The organism is Pseudomonas persica (assembly GCF_900291015.1).
In the GTDB taxonomy this organism is placed as follows: Bacteria; Pseudomonadota; Gammaproteobacteria; order Pseudomonadales; family Pseudomonadaceae; genus Aquipseudomonas.
The window spans coordinates 45,236-64,667 of the sequence record NZ_OLKL01000039.1; the positions used below are offsets into that span (position 1 = coordinate 45,236).

General features: G+C 64.0%; 22 protein-coding genes and 1 tRNA gene. 11 read left to right on the forward strand and 12 right to left on the reverse strand.

Features of this window, described 5'->3' with window-relative positions; all coding sequences use genetic code 11:
• Positions 1-3 precede the first annotated feature (3 nt).
• From fabG to FQ664_RS18530, 3 genes are read right to left on the reverse strand one after another with little or no spacing between them, the layout of a single operon-like run.
• Positions 4-753, reverse strand: coding sequence for a 3-oxoacyl-ACP reductase FabG (gene fabG / locus FQ664_RS18520; protein ID WP_144173966.1), 750 nt, complete (start codon positions 751-753; stop codon positions 4-6).
• Positions 754-774: 21 nt separating this feature from the next.
• Positions 775-2,196 (reverse strand): FAD-binding oxidoreductase, encoded by a 1,422-nt coding sequence (locus tag FQ664_RS18525; RefSeq protein ID WP_144173967.1) that lies wholly within the window; start codon positions 2,194-2,196, stop codon positions 775-777.
• A gap of 19 nt (positions 2,197-2,215) precedes the next feature.
• Positions 2,216-2,779 carry a fumarylacetoacetate hydrolase family protein gene (locus FQ664_RS18530; protein ID WP_256676010.1) on the reverse strand — a complete coding sequence of 188 codons (564 nt, stop codon included), beginning with the start codon at positions 2,777-2,779 and terminating at the stop codon, positions 2,216-2,218.
• On the opposite strand from FQ664_RS18530, the gene FQ664_RS27930 reads away from it, so the two are divergent.
• The gene (locus tag FQ664_RS27930; RefSeq protein ID WP_256676011.1) at positions 2,769-2,954 is read left to right on the forward strand and encodes a hypothetical protein; all 186 of its coding nucleotides are present in this window, start codon (positions 2,769-2,771) and stop codon (positions 2,952-2,954) included. The two genes, FQ664_RS18530 and FQ664_RS27930, sit on opposite strands and share 11 nt — an antisense overlap.
• Before the next feature lie 118 nt (positions 2,955-3,072).
• Here the strand turns inward: FQ664_RS27930 and FQ664_RS18535 are convergent, their stop codons facing one another.
• From FQ664_RS18535 to FQ664_RS18560, 6 genes are read right to left on the reverse strand one after another with little or no spacing between them, the layout of a single operon-like run.
• Positions 3,073-3,537 (reverse strand): acyl-CoA thioesterase, encoded by a 465-nt coding sequence (locus tag FQ664_RS18535; RefSeq protein ID WP_144173968.1) that lies wholly within the window; start codon positions 3,535-3,537, stop codon positions 3,073-3,075.
• Positions 3,527-5,341: an acyl-CoA dehydrogenase family protein gene (locus tag FQ664_RS18540; protein WP_144173969.1), complete on the reverse strand. Its 1,815-nt coding sequence runs from the start codon at positions 5,339-5,341 to the stop codon at positions 3,527-3,529. Before FQ664_RS18540 ends, FQ664_RS18535 begins: the two co-directional genes overlap by 11 nt.
• 29 nt (positions 5,342-5,370) lie before the next feature.
• Positions 5,371-6,588, reverse strand: coding sequence for a beta-ketoacyl-[acyl-carrier-protein] synthase family protein (locus FQ664_RS18545; protein WP_144173970.1), 1,218 nt, complete (start codon positions 6,586-6,588; stop codon positions 5,371-5,373).
• A complete protein-coding gene (locus FQ664_RS18550) occupies positions 6,588-6,818 on the reverse strand; it encodes an acyl carrier protein (RefSeq protein WP_144173972.1) in 231 nt (76 codons plus the stop codon). Before FQ664_RS18550 ends, FQ664_RS18545 begins: the two co-directional genes overlap by 1 nt.
• 47 nt (positions 6,819-6,865) lie before the next feature.
• Positions 6,866-7,894 (reverse strand): beta-ketoacyl-ACP synthase 3, encoded by a 1,029-nt coding sequence (locus FQ664_RS18555; protein WP_144173973.1) that lies wholly within the window; start codon positions 7,892-7,894, stop codon positions 6,866-6,868.
• A gap of 2 nt (positions 7,895-7,896) precedes the next feature.
• On the reverse strand, positions 7,897-8,811 hold the full coding sequence (locus FQ664_RS18560) for a DMT family transporter (RefSeq protein WP_144173974.1): 915 nt from the start codon (positions 8,809-8,811) through the stop codon (positions 7,897-7,899).
• Positions 8,812-8,967: 156 nt separating this feature from the next.
• Here FQ664_RS18560 and FQ664_RS18565 point away from each other — a divergent pair, with 156 nt between their 5' ends.
• Both FQ664_RS18565 and FQ664_RS28320 read left to right on the forward strand, forming a co-directional pair.
• Positions 8,968-9,549 carry a helix-turn-helix domain-containing protein gene (locus FQ664_RS18565; RefSeq protein ID WP_144173975.1) on the forward strand — a complete coding sequence of 194 codons (582 nt, stop codon included), beginning with the start codon at positions 8,968-8,970 and terminating at the stop codon, positions 9,547-9,549.
• 120 nt (positions 9,550-9,669) lie between these two features.
• Positions 9,670-9,942, forward strand: coding sequence for a hypothetical protein (locus FQ664_RS28320; RefSeq protein WP_474707148.1), 273 nt, complete (start codon positions 9,670-9,672; stop codon positions 9,940-9,942).
• Positions 9,943-10,201: 259 nt separating this feature from the next.
• Here FQ664_RS28320 and FQ664_RS18575 read toward each other — a convergent pair.
• Positions 10,202-10,289, reverse strand: a tRNA-Ser gene (locus FQ664_RS18575).
• A gap of 133 nt (positions 10,290-10,422) precedes the next feature.
• On the opposite strand from FQ664_RS18575, the gene FQ664_RS18580 reads away from it, so the two are divergent.
• The 8 genes from FQ664_RS18580 to FQ664_RS18620 all read left to right on the forward strand — a co-directional run bounded on the left by FQ664_RS18580 (position 10,423) and on the right by FQ664_RS18620 (position 16,419).
• Positions 10,423-11,094 (forward strand): Bax inhibitor-1/YccA family protein, encoded by a 672-nt coding sequence (locus FQ664_RS18580; protein ID WP_144173976.1) that lies wholly within the window; start codon positions 10,423-10,425, stop codon positions 11,092-11,094.
• A gap of 307 nt (positions 11,095-11,401) precedes the next feature.
• Positions 11,402-12,781: a nucleobase:cation symporter-2 family protein gene (locus tag FQ664_RS18590; RefSeq protein WP_144173978.1), complete on the forward strand. Its 1,380-nt coding sequence runs from the start codon at positions 11,402-11,404 to the stop codon at positions 12,779-12,781.
• 203 nt (positions 12,782-12,984) lie between these two features.
• The gene (gene tusD, locus FQ664_RS18595) at positions 12,985-13,377 is read left to right on the forward strand and encodes a sulfurtransferase complex subunit TusD (protein ID WP_144173979.1); all 393 of its coding nucleotides are present in this window, start codon (positions 12,985-12,987) and stop codon (positions 13,375-13,377) included.
• A gap of 1 nt (position 13,378) precedes the next feature.
• Entirely contained in the window at positions 13,379-13,738 is a 360-nt protein-coding gene (gene tusC, locus FQ664_RS18600) for a sulfurtransferase complex subunit TusC (protein WP_144173980.1), read from the forward strand.
• Positions 13,738-14,034 (forward strand): sulfurtransferase complex subunit TusB, encoded by a 297-nt coding sequence (gene tusB, locus FQ664_RS18605; RefSeq protein WP_144173982.1) that lies wholly within the window; start codon positions 13,738-13,740, stop codon positions 14,032-14,034. Before tusC ends, tusB begins: the two co-directional genes overlap by 1 nt.
• Complete coding sequence (locus FQ664_RS18610; protein WP_025339766.1) at positions 14,031-14,366, forward strand: TusE/DsrC/DsvC family sulfur relay protein; 336 nt, start codon at positions 14,031-14,033, stop codon at positions 14,364-14,366. The genes tusB and FQ664_RS18610 overlap by 4 nt, the downstream gene beginning before the upstream one ends.
• Positions 14,363-15,367 carry a glycosyl transferase family protein gene (locus FQ664_RS18615; RefSeq protein WP_144173983.1) on the forward strand — a complete coding sequence of 335 codons (1,005 nt, stop codon included), beginning with the start codon at positions 14,363-14,365 and terminating at the stop codon, positions 15,365-15,367. Before FQ664_RS18610 ends, FQ664_RS18615 begins: the two co-directional genes overlap by 4 nt.
• 92 nt (positions 15,368-15,459) lie before the next feature.
• Positions 15,460-16,419: a glutathione S-transferase family protein gene (locus tag FQ664_RS18620; RefSeq protein WP_144173984.1), complete on the forward strand. Its 960-nt coding sequence runs from the start codon at positions 15,460-15,462 to the stop codon at positions 16,417-16,419.
• A 314-nt stretch (positions 16,420-16,733) separates the two neighbouring features.
• Here the strand turns inward: FQ664_RS18620 and cysG are convergent, their stop codons facing one another.
• Both cysG and serS read right to left on the reverse strand, forming a co-directional pair.
• Positions 16,734-18,125 (reverse strand): siroheme synthase CysG, encoded by a 1,392-nt coding sequence (cysG, locus tag FQ664_RS18625; RefSeq protein WP_144173985.1) that lies wholly within the window; start codon positions 18,123-18,125, stop codon positions 16,734-16,736.
• Positions 18,126-19,406, reverse strand: a complete 1,281-nt coding sequence (gene serS / locus FQ664_RS18630; RefSeq protein ID WP_144173986.1) for a serine--tRNA ligase — start codon at positions 19,404-19,406, stop codon at positions 18,126-18,128.
• Positions 19,407-19,432 lie beyond the last annotated feature (26 nt).

A 19,432-nucleotide genomic window follows, 5' to 3' on the forward strand; every position in this document is an offset into this window, starting at 1 on the left:
GCCTCAGGCCACCAGGCCACCGTCCACCGCCAGCACCTGGCCCGTCATGTAGGCCGCATCATCGGACAGCAGGAAGGCCACTACCTTGGCCACCTCCTGACCATCACCGAAACGGCGCATCGGGATGCGTTCGAGCATCTGGGCCACCCTGCGCTCGTTCAGCTTGCGGGTCATGTCGGTGTCGATGAAGCCGGGCGCCACGGCGTTGCAGCGCACGCCGCGCGACGCGAACTCGACCGCAAACGAACGAGTCATGCCGATCAGCCCGGCCTTGCTGGCGCAATAGTTGGCCTGACCCGGCACACCGATCAGCCCCGACACCGAGGCTATGTTGACGATTGCGCCATGCCCCTGTTCAACGAACAGGGGCAATACCGCTTTGCAGGCATGAAAGGCGCTGTGCAGGTTGCCATCGATCACGCCATGCCATTGCTCGGCCGACATCGCCAAGGCGTTGCGGTCCTGGGTGATCCCGGCGTTGTTGACCAGCCCATCGAGCCTGCCGAAGTACTCGACGCAGCATTTCACGGCCTGCTCGATGGCACTGGGGTCACGGGCGTCGGCGCACACCGGCATCACTTGGCCTGGCTTGAACGAGGCGGCCAGATGCTCGGCCTGTTCACGGCTATTGAGGTAGGTGAAGCAGACGTTGTGGCCACGTGCCGCAAGCTCCATCACCATGGCGGCGCCGAGACCGCGCGAGCCGCCGGTGACCAGCAGTGTGCGCGGGGCGCAGGTAGAGAGTTGGTTCATTGGCGTACCTTCCTTGGCGGTTCAGTCGAAAGTAAAGATCTTACCGGGGTTGAGGATGTTGTGCGGGTCGAGGGTGCGCTTGATCGCGCGCATCATCGCCACGCTCCCCTCACCGGCCTCATCGAGTAGGTACCCCTGCTTGTGCAGGCCGATGCCATGCTCGCCGGTGCAGGTCCCGCCGAGGCGGATCGCCCGTGCCACCAGGCGATCGTTCAGCGACTCGGCCTGCTCCCATTGCCGTCTGTCTTCAGGGTCCACCAGGTAACCGAAGTGGAAGTTGCCATCGCCCACGTGACCCACGAGGAAATACGGCAGCCCGGTGGCGTCCACCTCGGCAATCGAGTCGAGCAGGCACTCGGCCAGGCAACTGATGGGTACGCAGGTATCGGTACTGATCGCCCGGCAGCCGGGGTACGACTGAATCGCAGCGAAATAGGCATGATGCCGGGCCGTCCACAGGCGGCGCCGGTCTTCGGCCTGAGTCGCCCACTGGAACGCCTGCCCACCCCATTCGGAGGCGATGGCTTGCACCGCCTCGGCCTGCTCACGAACGCCAGTGGCACTGCCATGGAATTCCATCAGCAGCATGGGTGACTCGGGCAGCGCCAGTTTGCTGTGGCCATTGACCATGCGCACGGTGTTGCCATCGATGAGTTCGATGCGCGCCACCGGAATCGCGCACTGGATGACCTGGATCGCCGTATTGACCGCTTGGTCGAGGGTGTCGAACGAGCACACCGCTGCGCTGATAGACTCCGGCACCGGGTGCAGCCGCAAGGTCGCTTCGCTGATGATGCCCAGCGTGCCTTCACTGCCCACCATCAGGTGGGTGAGGTCGTAGCCGGCGCTACTCTTCCTGGCCCGGGTACCGGTACGGATCACCTCACCCTGGGCAGTGACCACCTCCAGCGCCAGGACATTCTCCTTCATGGTGCCGTAGCGCACCGCATTGGTCCCGCTGGCACCGGTGGCGCACATGCCGCCCAGCGACGCATCGGCGCCCGGATCGATGGGAAAGAACAGGCCGCTGCCCTTGAGTGCTTCATCGAGCTGGCTGCGGGTGACCCCGGGCTGCACGGTCACGGTCATGTCTTCTGGGTGAATCGCCAGAATCCGGTCCATCTGGCTGAGGTCGAGGCTGATGCCGCCCTGCACCGCAAGCAAGTGCCCCTCGACCGATGAACCCGCCCCATAGGGAATCAATGGCACCCCATCGGCGCCCACCAGGCGCACGGTGTCAACGATATCGTCCCTGTTGCGGGCAAACACCACGCCCTGTGGCAGCGGCGCATCGACATAGGCCGACTCGTCACGGCCATGTTGCTCCCTGACCGCACGTGCGGTGGAAAACCGCTCGCCGAAACGCTGTGCCAGCGCCGCGATCAGACGGGGGGGCGCTTCACGCAGCGCTGTATTGGCACACACCTTGGCAGACAGGCTCATCTCAACTCCTTGTATACGTTCAGCCGTGCGGCGCACGGCACACCTGGCGCTGGGCGCCGAGGCCGACCACTTCGGCCTCGACCACATCACCCTCGCGCAGGAACGGCTGGTCGGGCCGCCCCAGGGCCATGCCGCCGGGGCTACCGGTGAGGATCACGTCGCCGGGGTGCAGGGTCATGAACTGGCTCAGGTAATGCACCAGCCGATCGACGTCGAAAATCATGTCCTCGGTGCTGTCCTGCTGCATGACCACACCGTTGACCTTGCACACTAGCTCCAGCCGCTGCGGCGCTGGCACTTCATCGGCCGTGACCAGGTAAGGGCCCAACGGTGCGAAACCATCGAAGGACTTGCCTTTGATCCATTGCCCACCCCGTTCGAGCAACCAGCTACGCTCGGACAGGTCATTGCCGGTGCAGTACCCCAGGATGCAGGCACGCGCCTGTTCGGGGCTGGCCAGGTACTGCGTGCGGCAGCCAATCACCACCCCCAGCTCCACCTCCCAGTCGGTCTTGCTGCCCTCGCGCGGCAACTGCAGCACGTCGTAAGGACCACCCAGGGCATGCACCGATTTGCTCGACACGATCGGCTCGTCCGGCACCGGCATGCCGGTGATAGTTCAGACCAATGGACAAGATCTGCCCCGGGCGCAGCGCAGGGCCGATACGCTCGCGCTGCACGTCCACCAGCGGCAGGCTTTGCCAGAGACGCGCGAAGCGTCCGGCCAGCTCGCGCTGCGCGTCAATCTCCAGCGCTGACCCTGCCCAGTCGTCGACCCAGCTGCCCAGATCACGCACCGAACCATCGCCGGCCAGCGCACAGGGTCGCTCCTGGCCGGCGACCCCGACTCTCAGCAGGCGCATACCATGACCCCGCTCATGCGACCGCCTTGCGCGGGTCGAGGAAACGCTCGAAAAACGCGGTTTCCTCATCGCTCATGGTGCGCGGATAGCGCCCTTCGTAATTGAACGGTGCCATGGTGGTGCTGGCCTGGGCGCACAGGGTTTCGCCATCGCGCACCTGGTACTCGATGGTGACCGCCGCCGCCCGGATGTCCGACACCCACATGTGGATATCCACAGGCTCATGCCGATGTACCAGCGGGCGCTTGTATTCGATGGCATGGCGCACCACCACCGAACCGCCACTGAAGAACGCGTCGCCCTGCTCGGCGCCCAGACGCCAGATGAAATCCACCCGGGCCTCTTCGAGCAGACGCAGGAACGAAACATTGTTGACCACGCCATAGACATCCATGTCGGACCAGCGCACCGGGCATCGATAGGTGTGTACATTGGCAGGCAGCGGCGCCGTGCCTGGGCGGCGGGTATCAGTCGACATTGGCATTGACCTCTTTGCAGAATGCCTGGATGTAATCGTCCTGCGCGATCGGCGCGCGCAGCAGCTCGGGTGACAGGGCGAAGCCATCGATCAACGTCACCACATGCGGGCGGATCACCGCACACTGGCGGTCGATCAAGCCATCGAGCGACAGCGTCTGGCTGGCATCGATCCGGTCGTGGGCCAGGAACCAGGCCGCGTCACGCTGCAGCAGGTTGAGCCCGTAGAGGCTTGCCAGCGCCGCTAGCGCAGCTTTGGCCTGGTCCTGGCGGGCATGCAGACTGGCGTTGTACAACTGCTCCAGGGCGATCCGCTCACCGCGCAGGCGGGCAAGCTCCAGGCCCGGGTTCATGGCGTCGTTCCAGACCTCGAAGTAGCCGCGCTCATCGGCGCCCATCTCCTCGCGAATGCTCTGCCACAGCTGGTGCTCACGGTAGGCCAATGCCGCGATCAGCCACTCCGGCTCGGCCAAGTTGCTCACCCGTCCCGGCCGCGCCGGCTCCTCGCCCTGCCAGTCCTGAGCCAGCAGTTGACCGGCAACGGTGCCCAGCAGCACCAGGTTGTCGCCCTCGGCCGTCACCAGGCCTTGCAGCAGCGAGCCGTAGTCGGCGATACGGTTGGCGCTGAAGATGCCCTGGGCGCCACAGCGCTCGCGGCACTCGGCGATCACCTCGGTGGCGTCCCAGGTGGCCAGGGCCTTGGTGATGTTGATCAGGCTGACCACCTCGGCCGTGGGCTCACCCTCACAGGCCAGGAAGCGTGCCTTGGCTTCGTTGAGCAGCAGCGTCATCGCATAGGCACTGGCCAGGCCCGAGAACATCGGACGCTGGTAGCTGCGGTATTCGATGACCGGCATGGCATTGGTCCCCGGCGCGTTGGTCAGGCGCTGCTGGCCATAGCGCAAGGCGATGTAGAGGCTGGCGCGGCTGGCACCAAGGCCGGCACTGGCCACGCACAGGCGGCCGGGAACGATCCTCGACATGGCGCGCAGGAAGCGGGCGCGGGCATTGCCGGCACCGAGCAGGAAGCGGCCATCCTCGGCAAAGTGCCCCATGTCCCCGTGCAACAGCGCGCTACGCGGAACCTGCACGTTGTCGAACCAGGTCAGGCCGTTGTCCAACCCTTGCACGGGTTTTTCGGGGCACAGTGCAGCACGGATCCCGGGGCACAGCCCGGCCTCGGTCGACAGCCTGACCAGGAACGGGAACACGCCCAGGTCCTTGCCGTCGATCTTCAGGCGGGCCATGACCGTGGCAACCTTGGGAATGTCGCCAAAGCCGCTGTAGGACATGTACTTCTGAGCCTGCACGCCCGGGGTGTTGAGGGTGAAGGTCTGGCTGTGCGCGTCGTATACCGCTTCGGTTTCCAGCGCCGCAACGTTGTTGCCGTAACCCAGCTCGGTGGCCATGTAGGGGCCGAACGATGAAAGCGAATCGAGCGCCTCGGTGAGATCGGCGATGTCTTCGCGCCCGGCTGCGTGGTCGTAGACGGTGCCCAGGCACAGATTGTAGTGGACCATCAGCAAGGAAAAGCTGGCGACGTCCAGCAGGCTCGGCCATTCGGCCAGAGCGAACAGCCGGCGCGGGTTGGCCAGGATCTGCAGCGGGCGCTCCAGTGCCCCATGCACATGGCGGCTGCGTGCATAGGCCAGGCGCCCGGCCTGCTCCATGTTCAGGCCTTGCCGAGGGGCGAAGACAGGATCGAACAGCGCATCACGGATGCTCCGATGATGGCTTTCAAAGGTACCGGCGAACAGCAGGTCGCGAAGCTCGTCGCTCGCCTGCGCAGTGCTTGATTGGGTCATGGCTGGTCCTTGCAATGAACGGGCGGTCTTCAGGCGGCGAAGACCAGTGAAACGTTCTGCCCGCCGAATCCGAATGAATTGGAAAGCGCTACCTTGATCGGCTGCGCGCGCGGTGCGCCACGCACCAGGTCGACCGTGATCTGCGGGTCGGGGTTGCGCAGGTTGGCCGTGGCGGGCAGCTGCCCGTGCTCCAGCGCCAGCAGCGTGTAAGCCGCCTCGATGGCGCCGGCGGCACCCAGCAGGTGGCCGGTGACGCCTTTGGTCGAGCTGACCGGCATGCGGTTGCCGAACACCTCGGCGATGGCCTTCGACTCGACCACGTCATTACCCGGCGTCGAGGTCCCATGGGCGTTGACGTAGTCGACCTCGGCGGGCTCGATACCCGCATCGCGCAGGGCCCCCTGCATCGCCAGGCGCGCCCCAAGCCCCTGCGGGTGCGGCGTGGTGACGTGGTGGGCGTCGGCCGACGCGCCATAGCCCAGCAGGCGCCCGCGGCTCCTGGCGCCGCGAGCCCGGGCATGCGCCGCAGACTCGAGCACGAAGACCCCGGCGCCTTCTCCAATGACGAAACCGTTACGCTGCGCATCGAACGGGCGCGATGCCGTCGCCGCATCAGGGTTGGCGGACAGCGCACGCATGCGGGAAAACGCCGCCACGTACAGCGGCGTGATCGGCGCCTCGGCACCGCCGGCGACGACAATGTCGCACACCCCGCGGTCGATCAGGTCCTTGGCCATGCCCAGGGCCGACGCACCCGACGCGCAAGCAGAGCACGGAGCCAGGCACGGGCCACGGGCACCCAATTCGATGGCCACCTGCCCGGCGGCCATGTTCAGCAGGCCCATGGGCAAGGTCAGCGACGAGACTTCGTCGGCGCCTTCACTCAACAGCAGCGCATGCTGCTGTTCGAGGGTGGCCGTGCCGCCAGCCCCCGAACCGATGATCACCGCCACGCGGCTTTCATCGCGCCACTGCCTGGGTTCAAGGCCAGCATCGGCCAGCGCCTGACGCGCCGCGAGCAAGGCGAACTGGGCATAGCGATCCCACTGCCAGGGATTTTTCAGCCCCAGCAGCGCCGTGTCGAAGCTCGGCACCCGGCAGGAAATCTCCACCGGCAGCCCTTCGAGGGTCTTGTCCGTAACCGCCGTAGTCTGGCCGGCGAGGATCCGCTGCCAGTTTTCCTCGACCCCGATACCCGCCGGTGTCACCAGGCCAATCCCGGTGACCACCACCGAATCAGCGCTCATCACGCTTTACCGTTGACCAGCGCCAGGACGTCACCCACCGTGGCGACATCCGACAGCTGGGCATCGCTGATCTGCACCCCCAGTTTCTTGCGCAGCAACTGCGCCAGGTCGACTTGCGACAGCGAGTCGAAGCCCAGGTCCTCCAGGGAAGCTTGCGGTACGATGCGGCTTTCCTCGATGTTGAAACGCACGGAAATAGCCTGGGCGATTGCTTCATTGCTAACGGTCATCACATGACTCCTGTTTTGTGGTGGTGCTAGGGTTGGAAAAAGCGGGATCAGTCCTGCCACTCGCTGTCGCGGGTAGTCAGCTGCGGCCAGCGCAAAACCGTCGAGCCCCACGACAGGCCCGCGCCGAAGGCGCTCACCAGTACGCGCTGGCCGGCCTGCAAGTCGCCGCGCAGGGCAAGGTCGTTGAGCAGCAAGGGGATCGAGGCGGTAAGGGTGTTGCCCAGGCGCTCGATGTTGACGGCGACCTTGTCGGGTTCGAGGCCCAGCTCGAAGGCAACGGTCTGCAGGATGCGCACGTTGGCCTGATGGCCGACGAACCAGTCGACCTGCGCCATCGACCACTGCGAGCGGTCGAGCACGGCCTGGGCCGAGGCCGCCATGCGCGCAACGGCCTGCTCGTAGACGGCGCGACCTTCCATGTGCAGGAAAAACTCACTCGCCGCCACCGCGTCATGGCCAAGCCCGGCACTGGCCGCACGTTGCCGCGAACCGCCGGCAGGAATCGCCAGCAGGTCGGAACGGCCACCGTCGCTGCCCAGGTCGAAGCAGCCAAGCGCGCCGACCTCGTCGGCCTCACCGCGGCGCAGCACCACGGCACCGGCGCCATCGCCGAAAATCGGCCGCGTGCTGCGGTCGTGCGGATTGACGAAGGTGGTGAAGGCTTCGGCGCCGATGAGCAGGACCGTGTCGGCAATGCCGGCAGCGATCAGCCCGGCAGCCGTCGCCAGGCCATAGACGAAACCGCTGCAGGCGGAGGTCATGTCGTAGGCGGCGATGTCTCCGAGCTCCAGCGCTGCGGCCACTTCCGGCGCCACGGCCGGACAGATCCGCTCCGGGGAGGTGGTGGCGACCACCAGCGCATCGATGCGAGGGCCACCCGCCGAAGCGATGGCCCGTGCGCCCGCCTTAATGGCCAGTTCGCGCACGCCAATGCCGGCGCTGACCATGCGCCGCTCACGAATGCCGGTACGCGATTCGATCCACTCGGGGGTGGTATCCAGCCCGTTGGAAATCTGCTGATTGTCAATTGCCTGGGGCGGCAGGCAGCCACCAAGACCACACAGGATCACAGCCACGATCAACTCCCTTGATTAGATGAAGACTTGCTCAGGTCGGCGCCATGCCGCGCCAGTGTCCAGCCGAAATTCATGCCCGCTGCGGCCAGCAGGATGGCGGCGGCGCCAGCCATCTGCAGGATCCCCAAGGGGCGGCCGAAGGCAATCCAGTCGACCAGGATTGCAACGATCGGATAGATGTAGGACAGCGCCCCCACCAACGCCGTGGGAATCTTCTGGATAGCGCTGTAGAGCAGCGTCGACATGACGCCGGTATGTACCACCCCGATGATCACCAGGTAGCTCCACGCATCGACCTTCATGTCGACCGCGGTTACGTCCACGAAGGGGGCGAGCAACAACACCCCGACCACCATCTGGATCAGCACGATCAGGTGCGCGGGCAATGCTTTCAAGCGCTTGGTGATGGCCGCCGCCACGGCATAGAAGAACGCCGAGGCCAGTGCCAGGCAGATACCCACCAGGTAATCGGAGCCCACAGCCTGACCACTGCGCCTGGCCACGACGATCAGCACCAGGCCGGCAAAGGCCAATAACAACCAGCCCACTTTTGCCGCGCTCAGCCGCTCGGCGAAGAACACTACGCCCAGGCCAACCAGCATGAAGGGCTGGATGTGATAGACCACCGTCGCGATGGCAATCGAAGAATGACCGTAGGCACTGAACAGCAGCACCCAGTTGAGCATCAGCGCCACGCCCCCCAGACAGACCAGGGCGAACTGCCGCAGGCCCAGCCGCGAGCGCCGGAAAACACCCAGCGCCAGGCACGCAACCAGCATTGCCAAGGCGCCGAACAGGCAGCGCCAAAATACGACGGCTTGTGGCGATTGCCCGGACATGACGACAAACCAGCCCACTGTGCCGGAGATCATCATGGCCAATATCATTTCTACAGCGCCACGGGCGTCTGGCTTCATCTATACGGCTTCCTTGCTGCGGGTGATGACGTAACCTAAGCCATCTTCATGCTGGCCCAACGGCTGACGAACAGATCAATATAATGAACTAACGACCAACATACTGAACAAGCCATTTCAGGTCGTCAACCCATTTAAGGATGATTTAAAGAACAAATGAATGACATAACGAACCAACCAGCCAGCAATCCGCTCAGCCGCATCGACCTGTTGGCATTGGCAATCAAGCGCGAACGACAGCTGGCGGGCCTGTCTGTGACGGAGTTGGCCAAACGGGCCAGTGTGGCGAAATCGACGCTATCGCAATTGGAGTCCGGCATCGGTAACCCCAGCATCGAGACCTTGTGGTCACTGGCCATGGCCATGGGCCTGCAAGTGACGCGCTTTTTCGAACAGCCACAGCAGCACCTGCGGGTGATTCGCGCCAATGAGGGAATGACCGCCTACGCCGAAGCGTCGAACTACGCGGCCACCCTGCTCGCCGACTGCCCCGCGGGCGTACAGCGCGATATCTATCGGCTGAAGGTGCAGCCCGGGGAGGCGCGTCTGTCGCAACCGCACCTGCCAGGCACGGTCGAACACGTGGTGTTGTGCAGCGGCAGCGCCAATGTCGGCCCTGCCAACGAGCCGGTACTGCTGCATGCCGGTGACTACATCAGCTACTCGGCCAACCTGCCTCATGTGTTCGAGGCGTTCGAGGCGGACACCACGGCGGTAATGGTGATCGAACACCCCTGAGCGTTCGCGGGCGCGCAGTGCAGCCGCGCGTTCCCGCCTACCCGTGGTATCCCCTCAGGCAAACGCAGCACGACAGTCGAAGATGCACAGAACGAGGCCGGTCTCGATCATTGACGCCCAGTGATCGAGAACGACCGCATTCTCAACGTGGACCGCCGAGAGCCTTGCGATGCGATCACGCCGGCATTGGCAGCTCAGTACCGGGACGCCCGATCAGCGCCGGTCCGGGCAAACAGGGAGAAGGCGGCTTACGCAAAGGCGGTTGAAGAGTTGAAGGTCGCCATGGACTTGGCGTACTTGACGGGCCGGCGCCCTGCGGACGTGCTGGTGATGAGGAAGGACGACATCAAGGACAAGGCCCTCGCCGTGAAAAGAAGACTCACAAGAAGCTGAGAAGCCTGCTGGCCGGATTGGCCAGCGGCCTGGGCGTCCTAATCGAAGAAATCTTGAAGCGCACCTGGCCACACGAAACAAGACATCACCGAAAGGGTTTACCGACGCGTCGGAGCATTCGCCAAGCCGACCAAATGAGCAAAGTTTTACGACGCGCCCTAATACAATGATCGCAGCAACATTCCCAAGGGTGTCCTCATGGGTAGTTTTTCTATACCCCAGAAACGCAAAAAGCCCTGAATAATCAGGGCTTTGAATGTGGCGGAAGCGTAGAGATTCGAACTCTAGGATAGTTGCCCATCGACGGTTTTCAAGACCGTTGCCTTAAACCACTCGGCCACGCTTCCAGCTCGTTTTGCGGCCGCCATCATACCGTAATGAAACAAGCTGTCAAACTCTCTGTGTCGCGGGTTGCGGGAGCTCTGATAGACTCCTAGCATCTGAACGTTTGAAACCACAGGTTTACCAAGGAGTGTCGCCATGCGCGAACAGGATTACGCCGTACACCACGGCCAGCAGGTCGAGCGGCAGGAGATCAGCAAGGTCCTGCGCAATACGTACAGCCTGCTGGCACTTACCCTCGCCTTCAGCGGTGTCATGGCCTTCGTGGCCCAGCAGATGCGCGTCGGCTACCCGAACGTGTTCGTGGTGCTGATCGGCTTCTACGGGCTGTTCTTCCTTACCAACAAACTGCGTGATTCGGCCTGGGGCCTGGTGTCCACCTTCGCCCTCACCGGCTTCATGGGCTTTATCCTCGGCCCTATCCTCAACCGTTACCTGGGCATGGCCGGTGGCGCTGAGGTGGTCAGCTCGGCGTTTGCCATGACTGCACTGGTGTTCGGTGGTCTGTCGGCCTATGTGCTGATCACCCGCAAGGACATGAGCTTCCTCAGCGGCTTCATCACTGCGGGCTTCTTTGTTCTGCTCGGTGCTGTCGTGGCCAGCTTCTTCTTCCAGATCAGCGGCCTGCAACTGGCGATCAGCGCTGGCTTCGTGCTGTTCTCGTCGGTCTGCATCCTGTTCCAGACCAGCGCGATCATTCATGGTGGCGAGCGTAACTACATCATGGCGACCATCAGCCTGTATGTGTCGATCTACAACCTGTTTGTCAGCCTGCTGCAGCTGTTTGGCATCATGGGTCGTGATGACTGATTGATTGCTGTATGAGAAAGCCCGCTTAGGCGGGCTTTTTTTGTGGAAGCGGGTTCAACCGCGCACACCGGCACAGCCGGTGCCAAGCACCGCTTTGGTTTCTTCGCGGGTGAACCCGCTCCCACAGGGGCCGCACAAGTTTCAGGCTCGCACTACCTTTTTGAACAAACAGCGCCAATAACTGACCTTAAAGTCAGATAATTAGGCAAATGGTCGTCGATCATACTGCCATCGCGCTTTTCTCTACCCCAATCTGCCATCACCCCGTAGAATGCGATCCTTTTTTCTTCCGGGGCAGCTTTCTGCAATGAGCTCACACGAACACAGCCCAGGCGCGGCGGCGCCTACCAATGAACTGGTGCTGGGTCTGGAGGACAAGCCAAGGCTGTTGATCGGCCTGCTGGCAGCGTTACAGCACCTGCTGGCTATCATCGTGCCAATCGTCACCCCTGGCCTGCTGATTTGCCAGGCGCTGGGTGTTTCTGCACGTGATACCAACCTGATCGTCTCCATGTCGCTGGTAATCTCGGGTATCGCCACCTTCGTCCAGTGCAAACGCTTCGGGCCGTTCGGCGCCGGGCTGCTGATCGTTCAGGGCACCAGCTTCAACTTCGTCGGCCCACTGATCGCCGGCGGAGCGCTGATGGTCAAGCAAGGCACGCCGGTAGAGGGCGTGATGGCGGCCATCTTTGGTGTGGTAATCGCCGGCTCGTTCGTCGAGATGGGCGTGTCGCGCATCCTGCCCTTCGTCAAACGCCTGATCACTCCGCTGGTGACCGGCATTGTGGTGCTGATGATCGGCCTGACCCTGATCAAGGTCGGCCTGATCAGCATGGGCGGCGGCTTCGGCGCGATGGCCAACGGCACCTTCGCCAATGGCGAGAACCTGCTGCTGTCGGGCGTGGTGCTGGCGATCATCGTCATCCTCAACCGCATCCCGGTGGTGTGGATGCGCAGCTGCGCCATCGTTATCGCCCTGGCGGTCGGCTATGCGCTGGCCGGCTACCTGGGCCGCCTGGACTTCACCGGCATGCACCAGGCCGAGCTGTTCCAGGTGCCAACACCGCTGCACTTCGGCCTGAGCTTCTCCTGGGCGCTGTTCATCCCGATGCTGGTGATCTACCTGGTGACTTCGCTGGAAGCCATCGGTGATGTCACCGCCACCAGCAAGGTATCGCGCCAGCCGGTCGAAGGCCCGGTGTGGATGCAGCGGATCAAGGGTGGTGTGCTGGTCAACGGTGCCAACTCGCTGCTGGCCGGCCTGTTCAACACCTTCCCGAGCTCGATCTTTGCGCAGAACAACGGGGTGATTCAGCTGACCGGGATCGCCAGCCGCCATATCGGTATGTGGATTGCGGTGATGTTGGTGCTGCTGGGCCTGTTCCCGACCGTAGCCGGGGTAATCCAGGCAGTGCCGGAGCCGGTGCTGGGTGGCGCGGCCATGGTCATGTTCGGCGCGGTTGCGGCTTCGGGTATCAATATCCTGGCCAGCACTCGGCTGGACCGTCGTGCCCTGCTGATTATCGCTGTGTCCCTGGCCTTGGGCCTGGGTGTGGCGCAGGTGCCGGAGTTCCTGGCTCATATGCCGGCGGCGATTCGCAATGTGCTGGAGTCGGGTGTGGCTACCGGGGGCATCTGTGCCTTGGTGCTGAACTGGTTCCTGCCGGAGAGCAAGGAACAGGCTTGAGCCTGGTGTCCATCATTCAGGGCCACGGGGCTGCTGCGCAGCCCCTCGCAGGCAAGCCAGCTGCTACACCGACCGCATCGGCCCCGGACCTTGCGCAATCACCGTAGGCCAGGGAATTGAATAGAAAGCCCGCGGCCGCTTGCACAAGCGGCCGCGGGCTTTTTTGCTTTATCATGGCACCATTCCTTTTGCATGAGTTATCCATGAAATTCGCTATCGCGGTGTTCTCCCCGGCCCATGCGCCCTCATCGCGGCGCGCCCTGCGCTACGCCGAGGCGGTGCTGGCCGGCGGGCATGAGATTGCCCGGCTGTTCTTCTATCAGGACGGGGTACACAGTGCCTCGGCCAACGTGGTCGCGCCCCAGGACGAACTGGATGTGGCTGGCCAATGGCGCGCCTTCATCGAAGCCAACCAGCTGGACGCGGTGGTGTGCATCGCCGCCGCCCTGCGCCGTGGCGTGCTCGACGAGGCCGAGGCCAACCGCTACCAACGCCCGGCCGTGAACCTGCCCAAACCCTGGGAGCTGTCGGGGCTTGGCCAGTTGCATGAGGCAGCGCAGGTTGCCGATCGCCTTGTCTGCTTCGGAGGCGACTGAAATGGCCAAATCCTTGTTGATCATCAGCCGCCAGGCCCCCTGGAACGGCCCATCGGCCCGTGAGGCGCTGGACATCGCCCTGGCTGGCGGCGCGTTCGATTTGCCGCTGGGCATGCTGTTCCTCGATGACGGTGTATTCCAGCTCGCTGCGGACCAGCAGCCCACCGCCGTGCAACAGAAGAACCTGGCCGCCAACCTGCAAGCGCTGCCAATGTTCGGCGTCGAGGAACTGTTCGCCTGCAGCCACAGCCTCGCCCGCCGTGGCCTGGCAGCCGACACCCTGGCGCTGCCGGTGCAAGTGCTGGACGACGCGGCCCTGGCCGCGCTGATCGCCCGTTTCGACCAGGTGGTAACGCTCTGATGACGACCCTGCATGTAATTGCCCACTCCCCGTTTGGCGACGAGCGCCTGGCCAGCTGCCTGCGCCTGCTCGGCAGCGACGACGCTCTGCTGCTGTGCGGCGATGCGGTATATGCCCTGCGCAGCGGCAGCGAGGCGCACCGCCAGTTGCAGGCCGCCGGCCTGGCCCAGCGCCTGTTCGCCCTGGAAGAAGACGTGCAGGCCCGCGCGGTCGGCAACGCGCTGGCCAAGGCCGTGGACTACGCCGGGTTCGTCGAACTGTCGCTGCATTACGACAAGGTCAACAGCTGGCTATGAATACCCTCAACGTTGGCGATCAGGCGATCGCCCTGGACAAGGACGGCTTCCTGGTCGACCTGCAAGACTGGTCCCATGCCGCCGCCGAGGCCTTGGCCGCGCGCGAGGGCATCCCACTGACGGCGGACCACTGGGAAATCCTCGAACTGCTGCGCCAGTTCTACCAGGAGTACCAGCTGTCCCCGGCCACACGCCCGCTGATCAAGTACACGGCCCTCAAACTGGGCCCGGACAAGGGCAACAGCCCGCACCTGAACCGCCTGTTCAACGGCACTCCCGCCAAACTGGCCGCCAAGCTGGCGGGCCTGCCCAAGCCGACCAACTGCATATGACAGAACCTCGCCCGCTTACCCTGGAAACCCCCGCCGAACATCCGTTCGCCGAATTCGTGCGCATTCTCGGCAAAGGCAAGCGCGGCGCGCGCGGCCTGACCCGTGAAGAAGCCCGTGTGGCCATGACCCTGCTGCTGGAAGGCAAGGTCGAAGATGCCCAACTCGGTGCCTTCCTCATGCTGCTGCGACACAAGGAAGAAAGCGCCGAAGAACTGGCCGGCTTCACCGAGGCCCTGCGCGCGCACCTGCAGGCGCCGCGCCTCGCCGTGGACCTGGACTGGCCCACTTACGCCGGCAAGAAGCGCCACCTGCCGTGGTACCTGCTGGCTGCCAAATGCCTGGCCAACAATGGCGTGCGTATCCTGATGCACGGTGGCGGTGCACACACCGCCGGGCGCATGTACACCGAGCAGTTGCTGTCTTTGCTGGAAATTCCGCTGTGCCGTGACTGGGCTGCGGTCAGCCAGGCCCTGGACCAACAGCGCCTGGCCTTCTTCCCGCTGCAGGACTGGGCACCGCAGTTGCAGCGCATGATCGACCTGCGCAACACCCTGGGCCTGCGTTCGCCCATCCATTCGCTGGCCCGGGTGCTCAACCCGCTGGCTGCGCGTTGTGGCCTGCAGAGCATCTTCCACCCCGGTTACCAGGCGGTGCACCGCGAGGCCAGCCGCCTGCTGGGCGACCATGCCGTGGTGATCAAGGGTGATGGCGGCGAGCTCGAGGTCAACCCCGATGTGATCAGCCATCTGTACGGCACCACCGCCGGCGAAGCCTGGGACGAGGAATGGCCAGCGCTGAGCGAACGCCGCCACGTGAAGCCGCCAAGCCTGCAGCCCGAGCAATTGCTGGCGGTCTGGCGCGGCGAGGCCGAGGACAGCTACGGTGAAATGGCCGTGGTCGCGACCATGGCCTTGGCCCTGCGCGGCCTGGGCCAAGGCCGTGAGCAGGCTTTCGCCATGGCACGTGATTACTGGAGCGCACGAAACCAATCGAATAACTAGATGGTAAGAGTGCGGTCTTTGCGCTAGTTATTCGAACGATTTCCCCTAGACTGGGCTCCAACGACAAACAACTTTGTTCTGAGGAGCTCACCATGGGCCTTTTGATCGACGGCCGCTGGCATGACCAGTGGTATGAAAACGGCAAGGACGGCACGTTCAAGCGCGAAAACGCCCAACGCCGCAATCAGCTGCCCGCTCCCGAAGCCGGCCGTTACCAGCTGTACGTCTCGCTGGCCTGCCCGTGGGCCCACCGCACCCTGATCTTCCGCGCACTCAAGGGCCTGGAGCCATTGATCGACGTGTCCGTGGTCAGCTGGCTGATGCAGGACCAAGGCTGGACTTTCGACCAGCAGCAAGGCTCCAGCGGCGACCACCTCGACGCACTGCAGTACCTGCACCAGCGCTACACCCAGGATGACCCGCACTACACCGGCCGCGTGACTGTACCGGTGCTGTGGGACAAGAAAGAAAAGCGCATCGTCAACAACGAGTCGTCGGAGATCATCCGCATTTTCAACAGCGCGTTCAACGAACTGACCGGCAATACGCTGGACCTGTACCCAGAGCCGCTGCGCCCGACCATCGAGGCGCTGAACGAGCGCATCTACCCGGCGGTGAACAATGGCGTGTATCGCGCAGGCTTTGCCACTACGCAGGAAGCCTACGAAGCGGCATTCGACGATGTGTTTAACGAGCTGGATTACCTGGAAAACTTGCTGAGCCGCAACCGCTACCTGGCCGGGGAATACCTGACCGAGGCCGATGTGCGTTTGTTCACCACCTTGGTACGCTTCGATGCGGTGTACCACGGGCACTTCAAGTGCAACCTGCGGCGCCTGAGCGATTACCACAACCTGTCGAACTGGCTGCGCGAGCTGTATCAGTGGCCGGGGGTGGCGGGTACAGTGGACATGGAGCATATCCAGAAGCACTACTACATGAGCCACAAGACCATCAATCCGAACGGGATCGTGCCCAAGGGGCCACTGCAGGACTTCAACCTGCCGCATGATCGGCAACGGTTGGCAGGCAAAGGAATCTGGCAGGTTTGAGATCGCCGGGGCTGCTTTGCAGCCCATCGCAGGCAAGCCAGCTCTCATAGAACTGCACATAACTCGTTGAATTAGCAGGGCCCCTGTGGGAGCGGCTTTAGCCGCGAACACCGGCGCAGCCGGTGCCATGCACCGCGTTGGATTCTTCGCGGCTAAAGCCGCTCCCACAGGATGCACGGACCGCTTGCGAATTCAGTTCTCTATGCGACAGCGCAGACCAAAGGGCTGGGCCATCTCCCACAGGTACTGCACAAGGCTTCGGGCATGTGAGATACCTGTGGGAGCGGGCTTGCCTGCGATGGGCCGCAACGATTTCAGCTGTTCTGCGAGCCTTCGAACCAGGCCAGCTTGTCACGCAACTGCACCACCTCCCCGACAATCACCAAGGTCGGTGCATGCACTTCATGCTGGGCCACCAGGTCCGGCAAATCCGCCAGGGTTCCGGTGAACACCCGCTGATTACGCGTAGTCCCCTGCTGCACCAACGCCGCCGGGGTACTGGCCGCACGGCCATGGCGAATCAGCTCGGCACAGATGGTCGGCAAGCCCACCAAGCCCATGTAGAACACCAGGGTCTGCGCCGGCGCCACCAGGTCATGCCAAGGCAGGTTACTGGTGCCATCCTTCAGGTGCCCGGTCACGAAACGCACCGACTGGGCATAGTCGCGGTGAGTCAGCGGAATCCCGCCATAGGCGGAACACCCGCTGGCCGCGGTAATGCCCGGCACCACCTGGAACGGGATGCCATGCTCGGCCAGCTCCTCGATCTCTTCGCCACCGCGGCCGAAGATGAACGGATCGCCGCCCTTCAGGCGCAGCACCCGCTTGCCCTGCCGAGCCAGATCGACCAGCAGGCGGTTGATCTGGTCCTGCGGTACGGAATGATCGGCGCGACGCTTGCCCACGTAGATGCGCTCGGCATCACGCCGGCACATCTCGATGATCGCCGGTGCCACCAGGCGGTCGTACAGCACCACGTCGGCCTGCTGCATCAGGCGCAAGGCGCGGAAGGTCAGCAAGTCCGGATCGCCCGGTCCCGCACCCACCAAGTACACCTCACCACCCTGCTGCACCGGTGCACCATCGACCATCGCCTGCAACAGGCGCTCGGCCTCGGCGCCCTGCCCAGCCAATTGGCGCTCGGCAACCGGCCCCTGGAACACGGTTTCCCAGAAGCCGCGGCGCTGGTTGACGTCCGGGTACAGGGCCTTGACCTTGTCGCGGAAACGTGCGGCCAGGCCGGCCAGTTCGCCATAGGCGGACGGGATCCACGCCTCCAGTTTGGCGCGAATCAAGCGCGCCAGCACCGGGGCATCACCGCCACTGGACACCGCCACCACCAATGGCGAACGGTCGACGATCGCCGGGAAGATCACCGTGCACAGGGCCGGCGCATCCACCACGTTGACCGGCAGGCTCAGCGCCTGCGCATCCGCCGACACCTGGGCATTGAGCCCAGGGTCGTCGGTGGCCGCGATCACCAGCCGGCAACCGACCAGGTCGGCTGCCTGATAGCCACGCACCAGCACCTCGCCGCCAGCTTCCCGGGCAAGCGCCGCCAACTGGCCGTCGACATCCGGTGCCACCACGCGCAGCGCGGCGCCGGCATCGGCCAGCAGGCGCGCCTTGCGCAAGGCGATCTCACCGCCGCCGACAACCAGCACGCGGCCGCCCTGCAGTTTGTGGAACAGCGGCAGGTAATCCATTTAGCGGATGACCTCGACGCCGCCCATGTACGGCTTCAGCACTTCCGGCACACGGATCGAACCGTCGGCCTGCTGGTAGTTTTCCAGCACCGCAACCAGGGTACGGCCTACGGCCAGGCCGGAGCCGTTGAGGGTGTGCACCAACTCTGGCTTGCCGGTTTCCGGGTTGCGCCAGCGGGCCTGCATGCGGCGCGCCTGGAAGTCGCCGCAGTTGGAGCACGAGCTGATTTCGCGGTACTTGTCCTGGCTCGGCACCCACACTTCCAGGTCGTAGGTTTTCACCGCGCCAAAGCCCATGTCGCCGGTGCACAGGGCCAGCACGCGGTACGGCAGCTCCAGCAACTGCAGCACGCGCTCGGCGTTGGCGGTCAGGCCTTCCAGGGCTTCCATCGACTTGGCCGGCTCGACTACCTGCACCATCTCGACCTTGTCGAACTGGTGCTGGCGGATCATACCGCGGGTATCACGGCCGGAAGCACCGGCTTCGCTGCGGAAGCACGGTGTGTGTGCAACCAGCTTCAGCGGCAGCTGCTTGGCGTCGAGGATTTCACCGGCCACCAGGTTGGTCAGCGACACTTCGGCAGTCGGGATCAGGTAGAAGTCGGCTTCGCCTTCGCGGCTGATCTTGAACAGGTCTTCCTCGAACTTCGGCAGCTGGCCAGTGCCCTGCAGGGCCGGGGCCTGCACCAGGTACGGGGTGTAGTGTTCCTCGTAGCCGTGCTCGCCGGTGTGCAGGTTGATCATGAACTGCGCCAGGGCGCGGTGCAGGCGGGCGATCGGGCCACGCAGCACGGCAAAGCGCGCGCCGGACAGCTTGGCGGCGGCTTCGAAGTCCAGGCCACCGCTGACTTCGCCGAGGGCGACGTGGTCCTTGATTTCGAAGTCGAAGGCCTTCGGTGTGCCCCAACGGCGCACTTCGACGTTGTCGTCTTCGCTGGCACCGACCGGTACGCTGGCGTCAGGCAGGTTGGGGATGGTCAGCAGGATGGCGTCCAGTTCGGCCTGGATGCCGTCCAGTTCGGTCTTGCCGGCAGCCAGCTCATTGGCCATGCGCTCGACGTCGGCCATCAGCGGCGCAATGTCTTCGCCCTTGGCCTTGGCCTGGCCGATGGACTTGGAACGGGCGTTACGCTCGGCCTGCAGCTGCTCGGTGCGGGTCTGCACCGCCTTGCGGCGCTCTTCCAGGGATTCGATGCGCGCGACATCCAGGCTGAAGCCACGGGAGGCCAGGCGATCCGCCACTTCCTGAAGTTGGCCGCGTAACAGTTTGGAATCGAGCATATCGTTCTCTCGTTATGTGTAGGTGT

Excerpts from the sequence above, each read along its gene's own strand:
- FQ664_RS18550 (WP_144173972.1), bottom strand. The coding sequence starts at position 6,818 with ATGACCGTTAGCAATGAAGCAATCGCCCAGGCTATTTCCGTGCGTTTC.
- FQ664_RS18620 (WP_144173984.1), top strand. The coding sequence starts at position 15,460 with ATGGGCCTTTTGATCGACGGCCGCTGGCATGACCAGTGGTATGAAAAC.
- fabG (WP_144173966.1), bottom strand. The coding sequence starts at position 753 with ATGAACCAACTCTCTACCTGCGCCCCGCGCACACTGCTGGTCACCGGC.
- FQ664_RS18590 (WP_144173978.1), top strand. The coding sequence starts at position 11,402 with ATGAGCTCACACGAACACAGCCCAGGCGCGGCGGCGCCTACCAATGAA.
- FQ664_RS18560 (WP_144173974.1), bottom strand. The coding sequence starts at position 8,811 with ATGAAGCCAGACGCCCGTGGCGCTGTAGAAATGATATTGGCCATGATG.
- FQ664_RS18545 (WP_144173970.1), bottom strand. The coding sequence starts at position 6,588 with ATGAGCGCTGATTCGGTGGTGGTCACCGGGATTGGCCTGGTGACACCG.
- tusD (WP_144173979.1), top strand. The coding sequence starts at position 12,985 with ATGAAATTCGCTATCGCGGTGTTCTCCCCGGCCCATGCGCCCTCATCG.
- tusC (WP_144173980.1), top strand. The coding sequence starts at position 13,379 with ATGGCCAAATCCTTGTTGATCATCAGCCGCCAGGCCCCCTGGAACGGC.
- FQ664_RS18535 (WP_144173968.1), bottom strand. The coding sequence starts at position 3,537 with ATGTCGACTGATACCCGCCGCCCAGGCACGGCGCCGCTGCCTGCCAAT.
- FQ664_RS18565 (WP_144173975.1), top strand. The coding sequence starts at position 8,968 with ATGAATGACATAACGAACCAACCAGCCAGCAATCCGCTCAGCCGCATC.
- cysG (WP_144173985.1), bottom strand. The coding sequence starts at position 18,125 with ATGGATTACCTGCCGCTGTTCCACAAACTGCAGGGCGGCCGCGTGCTG.
- FQ664_RS18615 (WP_144173983.1), top strand. The coding sequence starts at position 14,363 with ATGACAGAACCTCGCCCGCTTACCCTGGAAACCCCCGCCGAACATCCG.
- tusB (WP_144173982.1), top strand. The coding sequence starts at position 13,738 with ATGACGACCCTGCATGTAATTGCCCACTCCCCGTTTGGCGACGAGCGC.
- FQ664_RS18580 (WP_144173976.1), top strand. The coding sequence starts at position 10,423 with ATGCGCGAACAGGATTACGCCGTACACCACGGCCAGCAGGTCGAGCGG.
- FQ664_RS18525 (WP_144173967.1), bottom strand. The coding sequence starts at position 2,196 with ATGAGCCTGTCTGCCAAGGTGTGTGCCAATACAGCGCTGCGTGAAGCG.
- FQ664_RS18610 (WP_025339766.1), top strand. The coding sequence starts at position 14,031 with ATGAATACCCTCAACGTTGGCGATCAGGCGATCGCCCTGGACAAGGAC.
- serS (WP_144173986.1), bottom strand. The coding sequence starts at position 19,406 with ATGCTCGATTCCAAACTGTTACGCGGCCAACTTCAGGAAGTGGCGGAT.
- FQ664_RS18540 (WP_144173969.1), bottom strand. The coding sequence starts at position 5,341 with ATGACCCAATCAAGCACTGCGCAGGCGAGCGACGAGCTTCGCGACCTG.